Raw genomic sequence first — 19,967 nt, 5'->3', positions numbered from 1 at the left:
AGGGTTTTTATAGGGATAACGTCAACTCCAGACCGACCCCTTCTCCAGGCGGAGGCCACACGAAACGCAACCACCCGCCTGGAGTTTCCCATGTCACTCAAACCCCTGCTGTTAAGCCTCTTCTGCACCCTGGGCTTCGCTGCATCCAGCCAGGCCAGCGATCTTCAACCGCTGCTGGTGGCCAATCAGAAATCTTCGATCAAGGTGCTGCTGGAAGTGTCCGGCGAGTTGAAGAACGTGCCTTACGAGATCCAGTTCTCCGAGTTCCCGGCCGCCGCGCCGCTCGGCGAAGCGCTGAATGCCGGCGCCGTGGACATCGGCGCCCTGGGTGATGCGCCCTACGTCTTCGCCCTCGGGGCCGGCGCGCCGATCAAGGTCGTCAGCATCATCCACGCCGAGGGTCGCTACACCACCGCCATCCTCGCGCCCAAGGATTCGCCGCTGAACAACGCCAGCGACCTCAAGGGCAAGCGCATCGTCACCACTCGCGGCTCCATCGGCCATTTCCTGGCGATCAAAGCCCTGCGCAGCGCCGGCCTGAGCACCCACGACGTGCAGTTCATCTACCTGCTGCCGAGCGAGTCACGCATCCTCCTGGACAACGGCAGTGCCGACGCCTGGTCGACCTGGGACCCGTACACCACGATTTCCACCACCCAGAATCAGGCCAAGGTGTTGGCCAGCGGCGAAACCCTGCTGACCAACCATTTGTACCTGGCCGCCACCAGCCAGGCCATCGCTGGCAAACGCCAGCAACTCGACGACTTCGTCGCGCGGGTCGACCGCGCCTACCGCTGGACCAACGCCCATCCCGAGGAATACGCCGCCGCCCAGGCCCGCGTGACCGGTTTGCCGCTAGCGGTGCACATCGCCGTGGCCAAAGGCACGCACATGGAACCGGTGCAGATTGACGACACGGTCATCAGCGGCCTGCAAACCACCGCGGACATCTATCAGGAAGAAGGCATTCTCACCAAACACATCGACGTCTCCCAAGGCTTCGACAAAAGCTTCAACGCCAAGCGTGCCCAACTTAACCAGGCATCCCGATAACGATGCGACTGATTCAGGAGTAGAACCATGAGCAAACAACGTCAACTGAAACTCGGTGCGATGGTCCATGGCGTCGGTCATGGCTGGGGCGAATGGCGCCACCCGCACGCCCTGGCCAACGCCAGTGTGAACTTCGATTTTTACAAGCAGCAGACACAATTGGCCGAAGGCGCGAAGTTCGATTTCGTGTTCATCGCCGACAGCCTGCACATCCACGAAAAATCCAGCCCGCACTACCTCAATCGCTTCGAACCGCTGACCATCCTCTCGGCCCTGGCCGCCACCACACAACACATCGGCCTGGTGGCGACCGTCACCGTCAGCTACACCGAACCGTTCCAGGTCGCGCGCCAGTTCGCCTCGCTGGACCACATCAGCGGCGGTCGCGCCGGGTGGAACGTGGTCACCTCGTGGCTCAGCGGCACCGCCGATAACTTCGGCAAGGCCGAACACCCACCGCACGCCGTGCGCTACCGCATCGCCAAGGAACACGTAAACGTGGTCAAGGGCTTGTGGGACTCCTGGGAAGACGATGCCTTTGCCTACGACAAGCAAAGCGGCGAGTTTTTCACCCCCGGCAAACTGCATGCCCTGGAGCACAAGGGTGAATTTTTCTCGGTGAAAGGCCCGCTGAATATCGCCCGCTCGCGCCAAGGTCAGCCGGTGATTTTCCAGGCTGGCACCTCGGAGGCCGGGCGCAATTTCGCTGCTGAAAACTCCGATGCGATTTTCGTCAGCCCCGAGAGTTTTGATGAAGCCCGCGCCTACTATCAAGACCTGAAAAAACGCGCCAGCGGCTTTGGCCGGGAGGCGCAGAAGCTGTCGATCCTGCCGGGCATCCGCCCCATCGTCGGGCGTGATGAAGCGGAAGTTGAAAGCCGCTACCAGCAAGCCGTGGAACTGGTGACCATTGAAGACGCGATCGTCGCCCTCGGCCGCCCATTCAACGACCATGACTTCAGCCAATATCCGCTGGATGCACCATTTCCCGAGCTCGGCGATCTCGGCTCGAACAGCCAGAAAGGCGGCTCAGACCGCATCAAGCAACTGGCCAGGGACGAAGGCCTGACCTTGCGTGAAGTCGCCTTGCGTTTCTCCCGGCCACGACGCGATTTTGTCGGCACGCCCGAGCAGGTCGCCGACGCACTTCAGACGTGGTTCGAACAAGGCGCTGCGGACGGTTTCATCATCAATTCGTTGTTGCCGGATGGCCTGCAATATTTCACCGAACTCGTCGTTCCGATCCTGCAACAACGCGGACTGTTTCGCGCTGAGTACAGTGGCAAAACCCTGCGCGACAACCTTGGCCTCGACGTACCGGCCAACCGTCACACCACTTCTCAGGTTGAAGAAAAAAGCGAGGCACTGGCATGAGCGAATCCCCCAACCACCTGTTGGCGAACTTGCATGCCGAGCGTCTGGCGACCTGGGAACCGGCGGCCCTGCAAGTCAATATCGATCAGCGTCAGCGCCTGGTGAATGAAGCCCGGACCGACGACTTCGTCAGAGCCGGCGACTCCCTTGACCCGTTCACCTTGTTGAAGGTCGAAGGGGGCAGCCTGAGCCGTGACGAGTTGCTCGCTAACGGGCCAGCGGTGCTGATTTTCTTCCGCTTCGCTGGCTGCCCGGCGTGCAACATCGCCCTGCCTTATTACCAACGCCAGCTCTATCCGCAACTGCATGCGCTGGGCGTGCCGCTGGTGGCGGTCAGCCCGCAAGTGCCGGAAAAGCTGGTGGAGATCAAGACCCGGCACAACCTCGATTTGCAAGTGGCCAGCGACCCGGACAACCAACTCGGCCGACGCCTGGGCATTCTCTACAGCTTCGATGAAGCCTCGCGTAAAGCCGCATTGGCCAAAGGCAAAGGCATCGGCGAAACCACCGGTACCGGCACCTGGGAATTGCCGCAACCGACCGTGGTGGTGATCGCCCAGGACGGCACGGTGGCCTTCGCCGAAGTCAGCCCGGACTGGCTGGTGCGCACCGAGGCCGAGCCGGTGTTGCGCGCGGTTGAACAGCTGCTAGGGCAAACCGCCTTGCACGTTGCCATCTGACAAGAGCCTGACCATGACGAAGAAGATCACACAGGGACAGTTCAATCGTCGCGGCTTCCTGACAGCCAGCTCCATTGCCCTTGGGGCGTTGGGGCTGTCATCGCTCGGTTTGGCTCCGCGTGCGTTCGCGCAAAATACCAAGCTTTCGGACCTGACACTGGGCGTCGCCACCTACCGGGGCCAGGACTCGTATTTCACCGAGGACGCCGGCACCTCCAATACGCCCTACAAGGTCGACTACTCGGAATTTGCCGGCGGCAACCTGATCGTCGAAGCCTTGGCCTCGGGCAGCCTCGACGTGGGCGGGATGAGTGAGATCCCACCGATCTTCTCGATCCAGAGCCATCGACAACCACGGCTGATCGCGGTGCTGCAAGGCGACGTGAACAACCAGGTGTTCCTGATTCCCAAGGACTCGACACTGGAATCGGTCGCGCAGTTGCGCGGTAAACGGGTCGGTTACGTGCGCTCCACCACGTCGCACTATTTCCTGATCAAGGCCCTGAAGGAGCAAGGCTTGACCATGAAGGACATTACGCCCGTGGCGCTGACGCCGCAGGATGGTTTCAGCGCTTTCCAGAGTGGTCAGCTCGATGCCTGGGTGATCTACGGCGTGTTTATCCAACTGGCGAAGTTCCGCAGTGGCGCCCGGGTCTTGAAAACCGCGCTGGGTTATCTGTCCGGCAATTATTTGATCGCCGCACGCCCCGCCGCACTGGAAGACCCGCTGCGCAAGCAAGCGATTCAGGACTACCTGCAACGCCAGGCGCGCACGCTGGAATGGATCAACAACAACCCCGAACCCTGGGCGGCCAAATCGGCGCAACTGCTGGGCGTCGACAAAGCGGTGTTTCTCGACATGTACAACCACCGCAGCCAGGCATCGAGAATCATCGAAGTGAGCGACCAGGCGATTGCCTCGCAACAGGAAGTCGCCGATTTGTTCTTCGATGCGGGCGTGTTGAGCGAACGGCTCGATGTCAGTCCGTTGTGGGACAAAAACTTCCCGTTGTTGCCGCTATGAGCTGACTCCTATTTTTTGATCGAGTGAATTCACCATGAGTCTTTCCTCTCAACTTTCTCCACCACTGCGATCCGTCGAGGTGGCCAATTTCGAAGCGTTGCTCGCACGCATCGGCGAACAACTGGCCACCACCGCCCACGTTTATGACGAAAGCGGTGCCTTTCCGCAGGACAACTTCACGCTGTTGCATGAGCACGGCCTGGTCGCACTGACCGTGCCCAAGGCCCTCGGCGGTGGCGGCGCGAATCTGGCGCAGGCGCGCAAGGCCATCAGCGCGATCGCCAAAGGTGAGCCCTCGACCGCGTTGATTCTGGTGATGCAATACATCCAGCACGCCCGTCTGCAAGACAGTAAAAACTGGCCCGAAGCGCTGCGCTTGCAGGTGGCTCAAGACGCTGTCCAGCAGGGCGCATTGATCAACGCCTTGCGCGTCGAACCCGACCTCGGCACCCCGGCCCGTGGCGGTCTGCCCGCGACCATCGCCCGGCGCACCGCCGCAGGCTGGCGCATCAGCGGCCGGAAAATCTATTCCACCGGCAGTCATGGCCTGAGCTGGTTCAGCGTCTGGGCGCGCAGCACCGATGAAGACCCGCTGGTCGGCGCGTGGCTGGTGCACAAGGACACGCCCGGCATCAGCATCATCGAGGATTGGGACCATTTGGGCATGCGCGCCACGTGCAGCCATGAGGTGGTGTTCGACAATGTGCTGGTGCCGCTGGATCACGCCGTCAGCGTCAGCCCATGGAGCGCCCCGCAACCTGAACTCGATGGCGATGGCTTGCTGTGGATGTCGGTGTTGCTGTCATCGGTCTACGACGGGGTCGCCCAAGCGGCTCGCGACTGGTTGGTGGGTTGGCTGGAAACACGCAAGCCGTCCAACCTCGGCGCGGCGTTATCGACCTTGCCACGTTTTCAGGAAACCGTCGGCCACATCGACACCCTGCTGTTCGCCAACCGCAGCCTGCTCGATGCCGCGGCTGAAGGGCACACCCCCGCGAGTAACGCGGCGCAACTGAAATACCTGGTGACCGGCAACGCCATCCGCGCTGTCGAGTTGGCCATCGAGGCGTCCGGCAACCCCGGTCTGTCACGCCACAATCCGCTGCAACGGCATTACCGCGATGTGTTGTGCAGTCGCGTTCACACGCCGCAAAACGACGCCGTTCTGCAAGGCGTCGGCAAAGCGGTCTTCGCCCAACGCCAGTCTGCATTCCAATCTGGGGAACGCCCATGAGCCAATTTGTTATCGCCAGCCAACTGGATGAAGACTTCAACGAAGTGATCCGCCAACGCCTCGCGCAATCGCACCCCGGCGCCCGCGTCATTGGCGTGCCGGCCGGGGTGCCCAGCGATCTGCCAGCGGAAGTCGGCATCCTGCTCGCGCGGCCAATCAATGTGCGCGGTTATCAGGCGCCGGACACACCACCACCGGGCTGGCCCTATGGCTTGCAGTGGATTCAAGTGGTGTCTTCGGGCATCGACTTCTACCCGAAATGGCTATTCATCGGTCCGCCCGTGAGCACTTCGCGGGGCAGCGCGGCGGAGAACATCGCCGAATTCGCGCTGGCGGCAATCTTCGCTGCGGCCAAGCGCCTGCCGGACATTTGGGTGCATGACTCGCAATGGAGTTTCACCGCCCTGACACCGCTCAAGGGCAGCACCCTGGGGATTCTCGGCTTCGGCGCCATTGGCCGCAGCCTGGCGACCAAGGCCCACGCGTTGGGCATCAAGGTGGTGGCGCTGCGTCAAAGCCAGGCGCCGTTCGACGTTGAAGGGGTGGAAGCGGCGACGGATATCCATGACCTGTTTGCCCGCGCCGATCACCTCGTGCTGGCCGCGCCCCTGACCGACTCGACCCGGCACATCGTCGACAGCGCGGTGCTCGCCAGTGCCAAACCCGGCCTGCACCTGATCAACATCGCCCGGGGTGGCTTGCTCGATCATGGCGCCCTGCTTGAAGCGCTGGACACCGGACACATCGGCCTCGCCTCACTGGACGTCACCGAGCCCGAACCGCTGCCGGATGGGCACCCGCTTTATGCGCATCCGAGGGTTCGCCTGTCGCCGCATACCTCGGCGATCTCCAGCAACAGTCGCCATGAGATTGCCGACAGTTTCCTGGCCAACCTTGAGCGCTTCCTCAATGGTCTGGCGCTGGAGAATCCGGCGAACGTCCAGCGCGGGTATTGAACACAACCTCCCGTCAATCAAACGCAATCCAATGTGGGAGCGAGCCTGCTCGCGAAGAGGGAGTGTCAGTCGACATGGATGTGGCTGATGCACCGCTATCGCGAGCAGGCTCGCTCCCACATTGGGTTGCGTTTACCCATTAGGAAAACATCAGAATTACGCATCTAAATACTAATTTTAATGTCCGTTTTTTATAATTACCTTATAACTAATCGGACTTTTACAGCCTCTATTTATACAAATATTGTTACAACCATCACCGACCCCTGACCAGGTGGAGGCCCACGGAACTGCACGTTTTTCCGGCCGACACCACCCCACGGTCACCCGCCATACCCACACCTGAAACCGGCTCAAGCCTGCCACCGCCATGGCTTTCGAACCCTGGCCCCGGCAACGCTTTGCCTAAAAAAAACATAACGACATCCACGCCGCACTGACACACCTGGGGCTCACCATGCACACCACTTTCCATTCAAACCGCCTGACGCTGGCGGTATCGCTGGCGATGTTCGGCTTGTCGGCCCACGCCGACGAAACCACCAAGGATGGTGCCCTGCCGGTTGTGACCGTCACCGCTGAACACCACAGCGAAGACCTGCAAAAAACCCCGTTGGCGATTTCCGCGTTCGACGAAAAAGCCCTCGACGACAAACAGATCAAAAGCATTCGCGACCTCTCCGGGCAGGTGCCGAACCTGACCCTCAGTCGCCAGTCAATCTCCTACAGCGCGCAGACCTACGGGATTCGCGGCATTGGCGAGACCGATCCGATCCAGGAATCGGCCGTCGCGGTCTACGCCGATGACCTGTACATCCCACGGGCCATTTCCTCGATGCTCGACTTCAACGACGTCGAGCGCGTCGAAGTCCTGCGCGGCCCGCAAGGCACGCTGTACGGACGCAACAGCAGCGCCGGCGCGATCCGTGTGATCACCCGCGACCCGACCCAGGAAACCCGTGGTTTCTTCGAGCTCGGTGCTGGCGATTACAACGCCCAGAACGGCCGCCTGCTGATCAGCGGCCCGCTGGTGGACAACGCGTTGTTCGGCAGCTTTTCGGCGATTCGCCTGACCCGTGACGGCACTGTCTCCAACCCGACTCGCGGCTCGGACGTGAACAACGTCGACATCCAGTCCTACCGTGGCAAGTTGCGCTTCAAGCCCGACGATTCGCCGTGGGATGTGCAACTGACCCTGGCCGGCACGTTCGACCGTGGCGACACCACCAGCTACACGCCATTTGATGCCGACGGCCACTTCGACAAATTCAAGAGTTACAGCAGCCTCAACCCGAAGAACCGTCTCGATCAGGGCAGCTCGGTGCTGCGCGCGATCTACGCCATTGACGATCACCTGAACTTCAAATCGGTGACCGCCTATTCGGCGTTCCATCAACCGGTGAACTACGACAACTCGGGCCAGGCGGCGCTGATCCAGCAAAACCTGATTCTGTACAAGCAGGACTACGCCACCCAGGAGTTCCAGCTCAACGGCGATTACGACAAGTTCAGTTTCAGCACCGGCCTGTACCTGTACCGCGAAAAATTCGAGGCGGACCGCGACAACCTGACCTTTTCCGTCGCGCGCAATCGGGTGATCGGCCAGGGCCAATACAGCACGACCAACACCGAGAGCTACGCCTTGTATGGCCAAGGCAGTTACAAGATCACGCCACAACTGTCGCTGATCGCCGGGCTGCGTTTTACCCGCGAGCACAAGAACTTCGACTACACCAACTTCGCCATCAACACCGACCGGCAAATCACCGGGACCAACTTCAGCGCCGATTCGAGCAAGTCCTGGCAGTCCACCAGCCCGAAACTCGGCTTCGAATACGCCTGGACCCCACACCTCAATCAGTACGCCTACGTGGCCAAAGGGTTCAAGGCCGGTGGCTTCGATAACCGTGCGCCGACGCAGGCCGCTGCCGAACAGGCGTTCTCGCCGGAGGACGTGACTACGTGGGAAACCGGCTTCAAGGGTGACTTCTTCGACCAGCGCCTGCGCGCCAACCTTGCGCTGTTCTACAACGACTACAAGGACTTGCAGACCAACGCTTACGATCCGGCGCTGGGTGTCAGCCTGCGGACCAACGTCGGCCAGGCGCACACCTACGGTGTCGAGCTGGAAACCCTGAGCGCACTGACCAACGACCTGCAACTGACCGCCAACGTTGGCTACCTGCAAAGCCAGTACGACGACTTCGAAAACGCCAGCGGCGCCGGCGTCGATGCCAACGGCAAACAACTGGTGTTCTCGCCACGCTGGAACGCCAGCGTCGGCCTCAACTACACGATCCCGGCCGGATTGCCCGGCGTCTGGCTGGCCGGCACGGATGCGCAGTTCCAGACCAAGTCCTACGCCAATGCGCTGAACGACGACGTCCAGGAAATCCCCCAGCAGACCTTCTGGAACGCCAACACCCGCTACCTCTCCAGCGACGGTCACTGGACCACCACCCTCGCAGTGAAAAACCTGCTCGATCGCGCCTACCCGCAATCGGTCGGCTTCGTGCCCTCCAGCGGCGCCCGTTACTACTCGATCAACGACCCGCGCACCGTTCTGTTGTCGGTGCGTTACGACCTTTAAACCCATACAGGCATGCATGCCAAGGAGCATCACTATGGCTTTCACCCGCAGGGAACTGATTTCCCGTATTGCCGCCGTCGGTGGCTATTCCGCCGCAGTCAGCGCCCTCTCCGCGCTGGGGCTGACACCTCAGGCGGTGGCGTCGAGTTTCAACCCGCTGCAACTGGGCAGCAGTGGCAAAGGCAAAAATGTGGTGGTGGTCGGCGCCGGGATTTCCGGGCTGGTCAGTGCCTATGAGCTGCGCAAGGCTGGCTTCACCGTGACTATTCTGGAAGCCCGGGATCGGATTGGCGGGCGCAACTGGACGTTGCGTCGCGGGACCAAAATCGATTTCGACGACGGCGTCAGCCAGACCGTCGACTTCGATGACGGGCACTTTTTCAACGCCGGTCCCGCGCGCATTCCCAGCCATCACCAGACGATCCTCGGTTACTGCCGCGAGTTGGGTGTCGAGCTGCAAGTGCTGGTCAACAGCAGTCGCAATGCACTGGCCTTGCCGGACCCGAAAAAACCGGCGTTCCAGTTGCGCCAGGCGGTCAACGATACCCGCGGGCAACTGTCCGAACTGCTGGCGCGCACCGTCAGCCGCAAAGCCCTCGACCAGGATTTGAGCGCCGACGATCGCCAGGCCCTGCTGAATTTCCTCAAGGTCTACGGCGATCTCAACGCCGACTTCAAATACAAGGGTTCGGTGCGTTCGGGCTACGACCGGGTGCCCGGTGCCGGCGATCAAACCGGTGTCACGCGAGCGCCGCTGGAACTGCAAACCCTGCTCAATCCCAAGCTGTGGGGCGCGTTGGTGTTCGATGAGATTCCGGAGTTCTCCTCGACCATGTTCCAGCCGGTCGGTGGCATGGACCGGATTCCCTATGCGTTCTACGAGAAGCTCAAGGACGCGGTGCGCTTCAACGCTGAAGTCAGCGACATCCAGACCTCGGAAAATGGCAGTCGCATCACCTACCGTGATCGCAAGACTGGCGCTACACAAACCCTGAACGCCGATTACGCGATCGTCACTGTGCCCCTGCCGCTGCTGGCCAAACTGCCGAGTAACTTCAGCGCGCCGTTCAAGCAAGCGATTCTCAGCGCGCAAAGCGATCAGGCGAACAAGGTGGCCTGGCAGTCGCCGCGCTTCTGGGAAACCGACTTCAACATCTACGGCGGGCTCTCCTACCTCGACCACGAAGTCAAAGGCTTGTGGTACCCCAGCGATCGCCTCAACAGTGCCCAGGGCATTTTGGTCGCGGCGTACAACACCAGCGAATCGGCCCAGGTCTTCAGCAAAAAATCCCTCGCCGAACAGTTCGCCTCCTCCCGGCAAGCGGTGGAACTGCTGCACCCCGGCCACAGCACCAAGCTGCAAAAACCGGTGGCGATCAACTGGGCGAAGGTGCCCTTCAGCAAAGGCCCGTGGATCGTCAACGACGAGGTCGGCGAGAGCGCCTATCAAATTCTCAACGAACCGCAGGGCCGCACGTATCTGGCCAGCGATGCCCTGGCCCACGGCGGCGTCGGCATCTGGCAAAACAGCGCCGCCGATTCGGCACGGCGCATCGTTTCGCTGATCGGCCGACATGCTGAACGCAAGCAACAGGGCGTTGCAGCCTGACTTTTTCCAATAAAGGACTGAACGATGAAAGCCATTACTTTGCTCACAGGACTCCTCATGACCGCGACCGCCCTCAGTAGCCAGGCCGACGAGATCAAACGCATCGCCCTGCCCAACTCGAATTTCCCGATCTCACTGGCGGTATCGGTGCCGGCGCAAACCGATCTGCTGTTCGTCAGCGGCCTGCTCGCCGACCTGCACGACCCGAAAGCGCCGAAGGATTCCTTTGCCGCCTACGGCGATACCGCGACCCAGACCACCTCGATTCTGAACAAGCTCAAAGGCGTATTGGAAAGCCAGGGCCTGGGGTTGGGCGATGTGGTGCAACTTCGAGTGTTCCTGGTGGGTGATCCGGCCAAGGGCGGCAAGCTCGACTTCGCCGGGTTGCAAGAAGGCTATACGCCGTTCTTCGGCAGCAGCGCGCAACCGAACAAACCGGCGCGCACCGCCATTCAAGTCGTGGCGCTGCCGCTGCCCGGTGGCCTGGTGGAAATCGAGGCCGTCGCCGCGCGCAAGAAGTGACATGGACATCACCCGACCTTCAGGAGCTTCACATTTATGTTCAATCACTCAGAGCGCGGTACAGCGCTGACGTACCGACCCTTATTGCTGCCACTGTCGATTGCCTGCGGTCTCGCTTCGTTCAGCCTCGAGGCCGCTGAAACCAGCTCACCGACCCTCAACACGGTGGTCGTCACCGGCAACCGTGGCACCGAGCAACGTACCGTCACCACCAGCCCGACCCCGATCGACGTGGTCACCGGCGAACAACTGCGCTCGGTGGGTAAACCGAGCCTGCTGGAGGCGCTGAGTAAATTCATCCCCTCCTTCAACCTGCCCGACCGCGCCGGCTGGGATGCCAGCGGCGTGGTGCGCTCGGCCACGCTGCGCGGCCTGACCGCCTCCCACGTGTTGGTGCTGGTCAACGGCAAACGTCGACACACCAGCGCCACGCTGAACATCAACGGGATCAACAGCGGCGCCGCGCCGAGCGACCTCGATCTGATCCCGGTGGCGTCCATCGATCACATCGAGGTGCTGCGCGACGGCGCCGCCGCGCAGTACGGTTCGGACGCGATTTCCGGGGTGATCAACATCATCCTCAAGCAGACCACCGGCGGCAGTTCCGACACCACCCTCGGCCAGGGCTACGACGGTAAACGCGGGACCGGGCAAGAGGCGATCAACTATGGTTTTGAAGTCGGCGAAGCCGGCGTGCTCAACCTCTCGCTCGACACTCGCTATCAGGAACGGGACAACAAGGCCGGCAGCAACGGCTACAGCTCGCACTACTATCCACTGGCGGACGGTTCACCCGATCCACGCGAGGCCGGTGCCAGCCATCACACCTACAAAGGCTATGGCTTGCCGCGCAGCCAGTTGGCGGATGCCGCCTACAACCTCGACCTGCCGCTGAACGATGCCGTCACGCTGTACTCGTTCTCGACCGTGGCCACCCGGGAGAACAACGACGGCCAGAACTTTCGCTTGCCGAGCGGGCGCAACACCATCACCACCGGCCCCAACGGTTTTCCCGACGGTTACAGCCCCTACTGGCTGGTCAACGAGACCGATTTCCAGTCCGCGTTTGGCGCCAAGGGCGACAACATCGGCATCGGTGGTTGGGCCTGGGACCTGAGCAGCACGTACGGGCGCAACTATGCCAAGCAACGCACCTACGACAACCAGAACCCGTCACTGGGCGAAAGCACCCCGAACAAGTTCACCTCCGGCATCTACATCGCCGACCAATTGACCAGCAACCTGGACCTGAAAAACAGCTACGAGATTGGCCTGGCCAAACCCCTCGATGTCGCCTTCGGCTTCGAGCATCGGCGTGAAAGCTACGAGACCCGCGCCGGCTCGCAAGCCTCCTACATCGATGGCGGCTACGTGTTTCCGGCCGGCCATCCGCGTGCCGGGCAACGGCCTGATCCGGGGGCCCAGGTTACCAACGGCATTACGCCCGACGATGCGCAGAAAGTCAGTCGCAACAGCGTCGCCAGCTACATCGACCTGGGTTTCTATCCCGTCGAGCAGTGGTACCTCGGCGTCGCTGCGCGTTACGAGCATTACAACGAAGGCGTTGGCGCGACTCGCAGCGGCAAGCTCAGCACTCGTTATGAATTCAACCCGGTGTTCTCGGTGCGCGGGACCATCAGCAACGGCTTTCGCGCGCCGTCACTGGCCAACGAGATCTTCACCGCGCGCTCGACCGGGTTCGACACCATCAATGGCGTCTACCAGTCCTACAACTACGTGATCCTGCCGGTGGACTCGGCCGGCGCCCAGGCACTTGGCGCCAGCGCGTTGAAACCGGAACGCTCGACCAACTTCAGCCTCGGTTTTGCGCTGACACCCAGTGACGACCTGAGCCTGACCGTCGACGGCTACGTGATCAACCTGCGCGACCGCCTGGTGCTCAGCGAACGCTTCCAGGGGCCCGGTGTCGCGGCCCTGCTCGACAGCATCGGCGTGCCCGCCACGGCCGGAGCGCAGTACTTCACCAACGGCGCCAACACCCGCACCTCAGGGGTCGATGTGGTCGGCAATTACCGGCAAAACCTGAACCAGTTCGGCTCGGTGCGCTGGACCGCCGCGCTGAACTACAACCACACGCAAATCCTCAGCGTCAACGAAACCCCGTCGCAACTCACGGCCGTGGGCAGCAACTTCCAGTTGCTCGGGCGCCAGTCGCGGGCGCTGATCACCAAGACCTCGCCCAGCAGCAAGATGATCTTCTCCGCCGACTGGGCGATCCACGACTTCGACGTCAACCTGCGGCTGACCCGCTATGGCACGTACACCGAGGTCAACAGTTCGAGCGATCCAAGCCTGGACCGCGAGTATTCGGCCAAGTGGATTACCGACCTCGACGTGGCGTATGCGCTCACCAAACAACTGACCGTCGCCGTCGGTGCGCAGAACCTGTTCGACAAATACCCCGACCATATTGGTGTTCCCAACTCCTCGTTTGGTGATAACTGGGGCAGCTATTCACCGTTCGGCTTTACAGGGGGCTACTACTACAGCCGCGTGCAATACGCGTTTTGATTTTCCGCCAGGGCGGAATCAGAACCGAAGCAAAAAAACGCCGTGATCAAAGTCGCAATTTCGTAAAAAGTCGCCGGTAACGCAGCGGCTTTTTTCGTTTATTCAGTACATGATGCCATTGTGCCTTCATTGCGCATGCAACACTGACTCTGCCCTTTCGATCATTAGGAATAACGGACTATGCAAAGCTGGAAAATCAGGACTCATCTCCTATTGCTCACCAGTGCGTTACTGCTGGGTTTGTTGTGTGTTGGCGGCCTTGGCCTGTTTGGAATGCAAGCTGCGGTACGCAGCCTGGAGACGGTCTATCTCGACCGAGTCGTGCCCCTCAGGGACTTGAAAAAAATCGCCGACCTGTACGCCGTGGACATCGTCGACGCCACCCACAAGGCGCGCAACGGCAACTTCACCAAAGCCGAATCGCTGTCCCGGATCGAGCAAGCCCAGCGGGAAATCGATCAAACATGGCAAGCCTATAAATCGACGCAGCTGATCCCCGCAGAAACGCAGCTGATCACGCAAATCACCCCGTTGATGGAAGCCTCCCGTGGACCGCTGAAAAACCTGCAGGGCCTGCTGCGTCAGAACGACGACGCGGGTATCGCACGCTTTGCGACGGAACAGTTGTATCCGCTGATTGACCCCTTATCCGCCAAATTTTCCGAGCTGATCGAGGTACAACTGGTCGAAGCCAAAAACCAGTTCGAGCAGAACCAGATCGCCTACACCTTCAATCTCAAACTCAGCCTGTTGATTCTGGCCTTGGCGCTGGCCACGGGTGCAGCCTATGGATATTTCTTCTCCAGACTGTTGAGCCGCCAACTCGGCGCCGAGCCCACCGAACTTGCCGCCATCAGCTCGAACATCGCCCAAGGCAAACTGGCCGGTACCGCGCTGGATCAGCAGCCGTCAACGACCGGGGTCCTGCACTCCGTCCAGGCAATGCGCCACAGCCTGCGCGAAATGATCGGCAAGATCGGCCAGGCCTCCGAACAGATCGAAGGGGCTACGCTGCAATTGTCGGCCTCTTCCGAACAGGGCATGAGCAGCGCCGCCCTGCAAAGCGAAACCGCCGCGTCGATGGCTGCCACGGTGGAGCAACTGTCCGTGAGCATCACCCACATTGCCGACAACGCCAAACAGGCCCAGAGCACCGCGCAGAAAGCCGGACACATTACCGATGACGGCATGGCGGTGATGAACGAGTCCATCGAGGAAATGGGGCAGATTGCCAATCTGGTGGCGCAAAGCTCATCGGACATCGATCAACTGGCGATTCAGTCGAACGACATCAGCCTGATTGTCGGTGTGATTCGCGGCATCGCCGAGCAGACCAATCTGCTGGCGCTCAATGCCGCCATCGAAGCGGCCCGCGCGGGGGAACAAGGTCGTGGCTTTGCCGTGGTCGCCGATGAGGTTCGCGGCCTGGCGGCGCGCACCGCGCAGTCCACCACGGAAATCGTTACGTTGGTCAGCGCTATTCAAAGCGGCATGCACAAAGCCAAAGAGAGCATGGCCGCCGGCTGCGAGCGCGTGAGCCATGGCCAGAAACTGGTCGAAAGTGCCGGCGAATCCATGAGCAGGATCAAGGGCGCGCTGGACGAATCCCTGGCGGCCGTCAGCTTCATTTCGTTGTCGTTGCAGGAACAACGCGCCGCCAGTGAACAGGTCGCGTGCAACGTCGAAAAAGTCGCGCAAAGTGTCGAAGAGAACGCCGCCGCCCAAGGTGGAATCGTGCGCACGACCCAGGAACTCAAGGCTATGTCCAACGGCCTGGAAGTGATTCTGCGGCGGTTCAGTTTTTAGGTGTATGCAAACCTGATGTGGGAGCGGGCTTGCTCGCTCCCACATTTGCTCATCGTTGTATCGCAGAGAGTGCGTGGGCATTCAACCGATGATTACCAGCTTTCCCCCAGCCCGAGCAAGCCCATTATCTGGCGGCGCAGGTCCACCAGATACGGATCGTCGCGATGGCGCGGATAAGGCCGTTCGATGGTCAGCTGTGCCTTGATCGCTGCCGGTCGGTCGCTGAACACGATCACCCGATTGGCCAGCAGCAAGGCTTCTTCGACATCGTGAGTCACCAGCAACGCCGTATAGCCCTGGCGCTGCCACAGGTCGATCAGCTCTTTTTGCATGGTAATGCGAGTCAACGAATCCAGCTTGCCCAACGGCTCGTCGAGAATCAGCAAGCGCGGTTCGTTGACCAGCGCCCGGGCCAACGCAACGCGCTGCGCCATGCCACCTGAAAGCTGCCGTGGATACGCCCGGGCAAACTGACTGAGGCCGACTTTTTCCAGTGCGACATCGACCTTGGCGGAATGGGTTTTCAACAACCCTTGGGCTTCGAGGCCCAAGGCGACGTTGTCCCACACCCGCCGCCACGGGTACAGCGTCGGGTCCTGGAACACCACGACCCGACTCGGGTCCGGACCGGTAATCGGCACGCCATCGGCCAGCAACGTGCCGGCGTCGGCCGGTTCCAGCCCGGCCACCAGCCGCAGCAGCGTGGACTTGCCGCAGCCCGAAGGCCCGAGCAATGCGACAAATTCGCCGGGCGCGACGTCGAGGGAAACCCGCTCCAGCACTGGCAAGTGCTGGCCGTCCAGGGCAAAGCCGTGACTCAGGCTCTCAATGCGCAGCGCCAGCCCTGCTGACGCCGCAGCCGTTGTTGCGGGTGCCAGCGCTACCATTTCATCGCTCCTTTTTGCCAGGCCAACAGTCGGTCACGGACCAGAAACAGCGCGGAGATCAACCCCGAGCAAGCCAGCGCCATGATCAACAGCGCCGCGTACATGTTGGCGTAGGCCGCCCACCCCTGAGCCCATTGCAAATACCAGCCGATACCGGATTTGACGCCCATCATTTCCGCGACCACCAGCGTCGAGAACGAGGCGCCCAAGCCCATGAACAAACCGACGAACACATGGGGCAAGGCCGCCGGGATCGCCACTTTGAAAATCAGGAAACCCGGCTTCGCGCCCAGGGTCCGCGCGACGTCGTAATAGGCTTTATCGACACTCGCCACACCGGACCAGGTGAGCACCGTCACCGGAAACCAGGTCGCCAGGGCGATCAGGAAAACGCTGGCACTCCAACTGGAGGGAAACAGAAAAAAGCACAACGGCAGCAACGCCGTCGACGGCACCGGACCCAGAATGCGCAAGACTGGATGCAGCCAGTAACCGATGCTGCTCGACCAACCGATGGCCACCCCGGCAACAAACCCGGTCGCGGCGCCCAGCGCCACGCCGCTGCCCAGCAACAGTGCCGAATGCAGCAAGCTGTCGGCCAGGCGTGGCCAGTCTTCGACGTACACCGCGAGCAACGCTTGCGGCGGTGCGAAGAACGGCACCGGCAACAGGCCCAGTTTGGCGGTGAGCAGCTCCCAGATGCCCAGCAGAATCGGCAACGCGATCAACCAGGCGCGCGCCGCGCGAATGCGCGTGGCGACCTTCGTCGACCAACGACCAATAATGCCCAACAGACCGATCAATGCCGCCACCGCGAGGCACAGATTGACCAGACCCTGGGTCATTGGCCAAACGCGCGTGGCGTTGGGCCAATAGCTGATCAACAGCGCCACCGCGACCCAGGCCGTCACCGCCAGCGCGCACTGGCGCCACACCTTGAAAGCCCACAGCGTCGCCGGTGTGGCCAGTGTCGAAACCTCAGCTGAAGACATCGGCGGTGATCTCCTTGGCGAACTCGCCGGCGTGGGTGCTCGGACGAATGACTTCCACGGTTTGCAGGTCAGTGACGTAGGTGATGATTTCCTTGGTCAGCAGCGCGCCCACCGCGTGATGACCGTGGGTGTGGTCGTGCAGGATCGCCTCGACTTCTTCGACCGAGGTATTCAGCGCGTAAGCCTGGAAGCCCTTGGCCACGGCCTGGGGGTTTTTCACCGAGTAATCGTGGGCCTCGAGAATCGCCTGGGTCAGTGCTGCCGCGACGCGTTTTTCTTCGCGCACCAATTTACCGGTGACACCGACGACGCAGCAGCTGAGATTGGCGTATTCCTCGACCAGGTTGGTCGACAATTCCTGGGCCTTGCCGGTCTTGATCAGGCGGTACATGAACGGGTCGCTGCCGCTGACGGCCTGGACTTCGCCGCGCTCCAGCGCGGTGCCCAGCAGGTCGGCCGGGTACAGCCGCCACTCGACATCACGCACCGGATCGATGCCGTGTTTTTTCAGCAGGATCGAGAAGAAGTTGCGGTCCGGACTAGCCATATCGGTGACACCGATGGTCTTGCCCTTGAGGTCTTCGAGTTTATGCACGTTGCCGTTCACTGCGCTAAGCAAACGCAAGCAGCCGCCATGCGTACCGGCCGTGAGCTTGACGTCGAAACCCTGCTCCAGCGCCTTGAGCCAACGCAACGCCATGCCGACGCCCGCATCGGCCTTGCCGGTGGCGATGGCTTCTAGCAGCACTTCGGTGGAGTTGCCAAAGTTGACCAGTTCGACATCGAGGTTGTGCTTCTTGAAGAAACCCTGACCGTGGGCGATGACCACCGGCGCCAGGCACACCGCATTGAGATTGACCGCCAGTTTCAGCGCGCGCGGTGTGTCCAGCCGAATGAATTCGCCCGTGCCGGTGGGCTCGGCGCCGGTATCGACAGCATGCCCAGCGTGTTCATCAGTCGCCCAACTCGGGCGCGGCAACGCCATCAGCAGTGGGCTCGCCAAGGCGACGCTGGCCAGACCCAGCAAGTGACGACGGGTCAATCGATCGAAAACAGCCATTCAAATATCCCTTTGGTTACCTTGTCGAGGCCAGGCCATAAAGCTGTTTTGATTATATTAGATACAAACAATTATGAAAGAATCATATAATTATAGGGTTATGCCAGACGGCTTCGATCGAAGCCGTCGGTTCGTTCAGGTCAGAGCTTGGCAATCGAAACCTCAGTGGATTTGACGAAGGCAATGACCTCGCTGCCAATCTTCAATTCAAGATCGCGCACTGAACGGGTGGTGATCACGGAAGTGACGATCCCGGAAGCGGTTTGCACGTCGATTTCGGAGACCACTTCGCCTTCGACGATTTCCTTGATGACGCCTTTGAACTGGTTCCGGACGTTGATCGCTTTGATGGTCATGATGAGGCTTCCTTTCTAATGGCTGAGTTCGCACCGTGGTGCAGGCCTTAAAAGTGCACCTCCTGAGCCAACAACAAAAGGAATAAATAATGATTTGTTTATTCCTCAATCGAATAAGAAAAACCCTTAAGCTAATACCTAAATATTATTTATAAATTATTTTTTAGAACCATATGCTTCATGGCAGATAGCCCCTTCTCCTCTGCCAACTGTCGAGCGTGCCATGTCAAAATCCAGCAAAAACGCTGCAGTGAAAGTCCATCGTCCGGTCCTGGCCGGTTGGGTTGTTGCACTGGCCTTGGCTTTCGCACTGCCGGTTCAGGCCAACGAAACACTGCGAATCGGTTACCAGAAGTCATCGACCCTCATCACCGTGCTGAAAACACAAGGCACGCTCGATAAAGCGCTCGCGCAGCAGCACATCGATGTGAGCTGGCATGAATTCCCCAGTGGCCTGCCGCTGCTGGAGGCGCTGAATGTCGGCAACGTCGATATCAGTGCTGACGTGGCCGATACCGTGCCGATTTTCGCCCAGGCCGCACAGGCCAAACTGACGTACTTCGCCCAGGAAGCGCCCTCGCCTTCCGCCCAGGCAATCGTCGTGCGCCAGGATTCACCCTTGCATCAATTGTCGGATTTGAAAGGCAAGAAAGTCGCGGTGACCAAGGCCGCTGGCGCCCACTATTTGCTGATCGCTGCGCTGCAAAAAGCCGGCCTGGAATTCTCGGACATCCAGCCCGCGTACCTGTCGCCCGCCGATGGCCGAGCCGCCTTCGAGAACAACAAAGTCGACGCCTGGGTCACCTGGGAACCCTTCCTCACCAGCGCACAACGTCAACTGCCAACGCGCACCCTGGCTGACGGCGCAGGCCTGGCCAGTTACAAACGCTATTACCTGACCAGCACGAGCTACGCCAAGGCGCACCCTGAAGTGCTCAAGGTTGTTTACGATCAACTGCACAAGACCGGTGAGTGGGTTAAAAATAATCCCCGCGAGGCGGCTCAAGTGCTCAGTCCGTTGTGGGGCAATCTGGATGTGGCAACGGTCGAGTCAGCCAACACTCATCGCAGTTACCAGGTACAGCCCGTGAAAGGCGATCAGTTGGGTGAGCAACAGAAAATCGCCGATGCGTTTTTTGCTGCGGGATTGTTGCCCAAGGCAGTGGATGCCAAAGACGTCGATATCTGGAAGCCATGAGGTCATTTCCGACCTGTGACGTGCTCTTTCAGACAGACGCGTTCACCTTTTCCTGATTGCTGCCGATGCCTCTACCTTAGGGCACAGGAGCAAT

At 60.7% G+C, this 19,967-nt stretch carries 16 protein-coding genes; 12 read left to right on the top strand and 4 right to left on the bottom strand.

All coding sequences use genetic code 11. The features are described 5' to 3' along the window. Positions 1-90: 90 nt before the first annotated feature. The 11 genes from ACA057_RS10985 (at position 91) to ACA057_RS10935 (ending at position 15,380) form a co-directional block, all read left to right on the top strand. A complete protein-coding gene (locus ACA057_RS10985) occupies positions 91-1,053 on the top strand; it encodes an ABC transporter substrate-binding protein (RefSeq protein WP_497348203.1) in 963 nt (320 codons plus the stop codon). A 27-nt stretch (positions 1,054-1,080) separates the two neighbouring features. Further along, complete coding sequence (locus ACA057_RS10980; RefSeq protein WP_497348202.1) at positions 1,081-2,427, top strand: LLM class flavin-dependent oxidoreductase; 1,347 nt, start codon at positions 1,081-1,083, stop codon at positions 2,425-2,427. Continuing rightward, positions 2,424-3,107, top strand: a complete 684-nt coding sequence (locus tag ACA057_RS10975; RefSeq protein ID WP_497348200.1) for a peroxiredoxin-like family protein — start codon at positions 2,424-2,426, stop codon at positions 3,105-3,107. The genes ACA057_RS10980 and ACA057_RS10975 overlap by 4 nt, the downstream gene beginning before the upstream one ends. 13 nt (positions 3,108-3,120) lie before the next feature. Continuing rightward, complete coding sequence (locus ACA057_RS10970; RefSeq protein WP_497348198.1) at positions 3,121-4,131, top strand: ABC transporter substrate-binding protein; 1,011 nt, start codon at positions 3,121-3,123, stop codon at positions 4,129-4,131. 34 nt (positions 4,132-4,165) lie between these two features. After that, positions 4,166-5,365, top strand: coding sequence for an acyl-CoA dehydrogenase family protein (locus tag ACA057_RS10965; protein WP_497348196.1), 1,200 nt, complete (start codon positions 4,166-4,168; stop codon positions 5,363-5,365). Next, positions 5,362-6,321: a D-isomer specific 2-hydroxyacid dehydrogenase family protein gene (locus tag ACA057_RS10960; protein WP_497348194.1), complete on the top strand. Its 960-nt coding sequence runs from the start codon at positions 5,362-5,364 to the stop codon at positions 6,319-6,321. Before ACA057_RS10965 ends, ACA057_RS10960 begins: the two co-directional genes overlap by 4 nt. Before the next feature lie 457 nt (positions 6,322-6,778). Further along, a complete protein-coding gene (locus tag ACA057_RS10955) occupies positions 6,779-8,911 on the top strand; it encodes a TonB-dependent receptor (RefSeq protein WP_497348192.1) in 2,133 nt (710 codons plus the stop codon). Between the two features lie 34 nt (positions 8,912-8,945). Then, entirely contained in the window at positions 8,946-10,520 is a 1,575-nt protein-coding gene (locus ACA057_RS10950; protein WP_497348190.1) for a flavin monoamine oxidase family protein, read from the top strand. Positions 10,521-10,544: 24 nt separating this feature from the next. Next, positions 10,545-11,042 carry a RidA family protein gene (locus ACA057_RS10945; RefSeq protein WP_497348188.1) on the top strand — a complete coding sequence of 166 codons (498 nt, stop codon included), beginning with the start codon at positions 10,545-10,547 and terminating at the stop codon, positions 11,040-11,042. A 36-nt stretch (positions 11,043-11,078) separates the two neighbouring features. Further along, the gene (locus tag ACA057_RS10940; RefSeq protein WP_497348186.1) at positions 11,079-13,574 is read left to right on the top strand and encodes a TonB-dependent receptor plug domain-containing protein; all 2,496 of its coding nucleotides are present in this window, start codon (positions 11,079-11,081) and stop codon (positions 13,572-13,574) included. Positions 13,575-13,754: 180 nt separating this feature from the next. Continuing rightward, positions 13,755-15,380 (top strand): methyl-accepting chemotaxis protein, encoded by a 1,626-nt coding sequence (locus ACA057_RS10935; protein WP_497348184.1) that lies wholly within the window; start codon positions 13,755-13,757, stop codon positions 15,378-15,380. A 92-nt stretch (positions 15,381-15,472) separates the two neighbouring features. Here ACA057_RS10935 and ACA057_RS10930 read toward each other — a convergent pair whose 3' ends face one another. The 4 genes from ACA057_RS10930 to ACA057_RS10915 form a co-directional block, all read right to left on the bottom strand. After that, the gene (locus tag ACA057_RS10930) at positions 15,473-16,267 is read right to left on the bottom strand and encodes an ABC transporter ATP-binding protein (RefSeq protein WP_497348182.1); all 795 of its coding nucleotides are present in this window, start codon (positions 16,265-16,267) and stop codon (positions 15,473-15,475) included. Then, positions 16,261-17,259: an ABC transporter permease gene (locus tag ACA057_RS10925; RefSeq protein ID WP_497348180.1), complete on the bottom strand. Its 999-nt coding sequence runs from the start codon at positions 17,257-17,259 to the stop codon at positions 16,261-16,263. The genes ACA057_RS10930 and ACA057_RS10925 overlap by 7 nt, the downstream gene beginning before the upstream one ends. Then, positions 17,246-18,319, bottom strand: coding sequence for an ABC transporter substrate-binding protein (locus ACA057_RS10920; protein ID WP_497348178.1), 1,074 nt, complete (start codon positions 18,317-18,319; stop codon positions 17,246-17,248). Before ACA057_RS10920 ends, ACA057_RS10925 begins: the two co-directional genes overlap by 14 nt. Before the next feature lie 140 nt (positions 18,320-18,459). After that, positions 18,460-18,675 carry a TOBE domain-containing protein gene (locus ACA057_RS10915; protein WP_059404251.1) on the bottom strand — a complete coding sequence of 72 codons (216 nt, stop codon included), beginning with the start codon at positions 18,673-18,675 and terminating at the stop codon, positions 18,460-18,462. A 223-nt stretch (positions 18,676-18,898) separates the two neighbouring features. On the opposite strand from ACA057_RS10915, the gene ACA057_RS10910 reads away from it, so the two are divergent. Beyond that, positions 18,899-19,873: an aliphatic sulfonate ABC transporter substrate-binding protein gene (locus ACA057_RS10910; protein WP_497348176.1), complete on the top strand. Its 975-nt coding sequence runs from the start codon at positions 18,899-18,901 to the stop codon at positions 19,871-19,873. The last annotated feature ends 94 nt before the right edge of the window (positions 19,874-19,967 follow it).

It is taken from the genome of Pseudomonas sp. LBUM1661, assembly GCF_059695925.1.
This window is presented reverse-complemented; position numbering and strand designations above follow the sequence as displayed.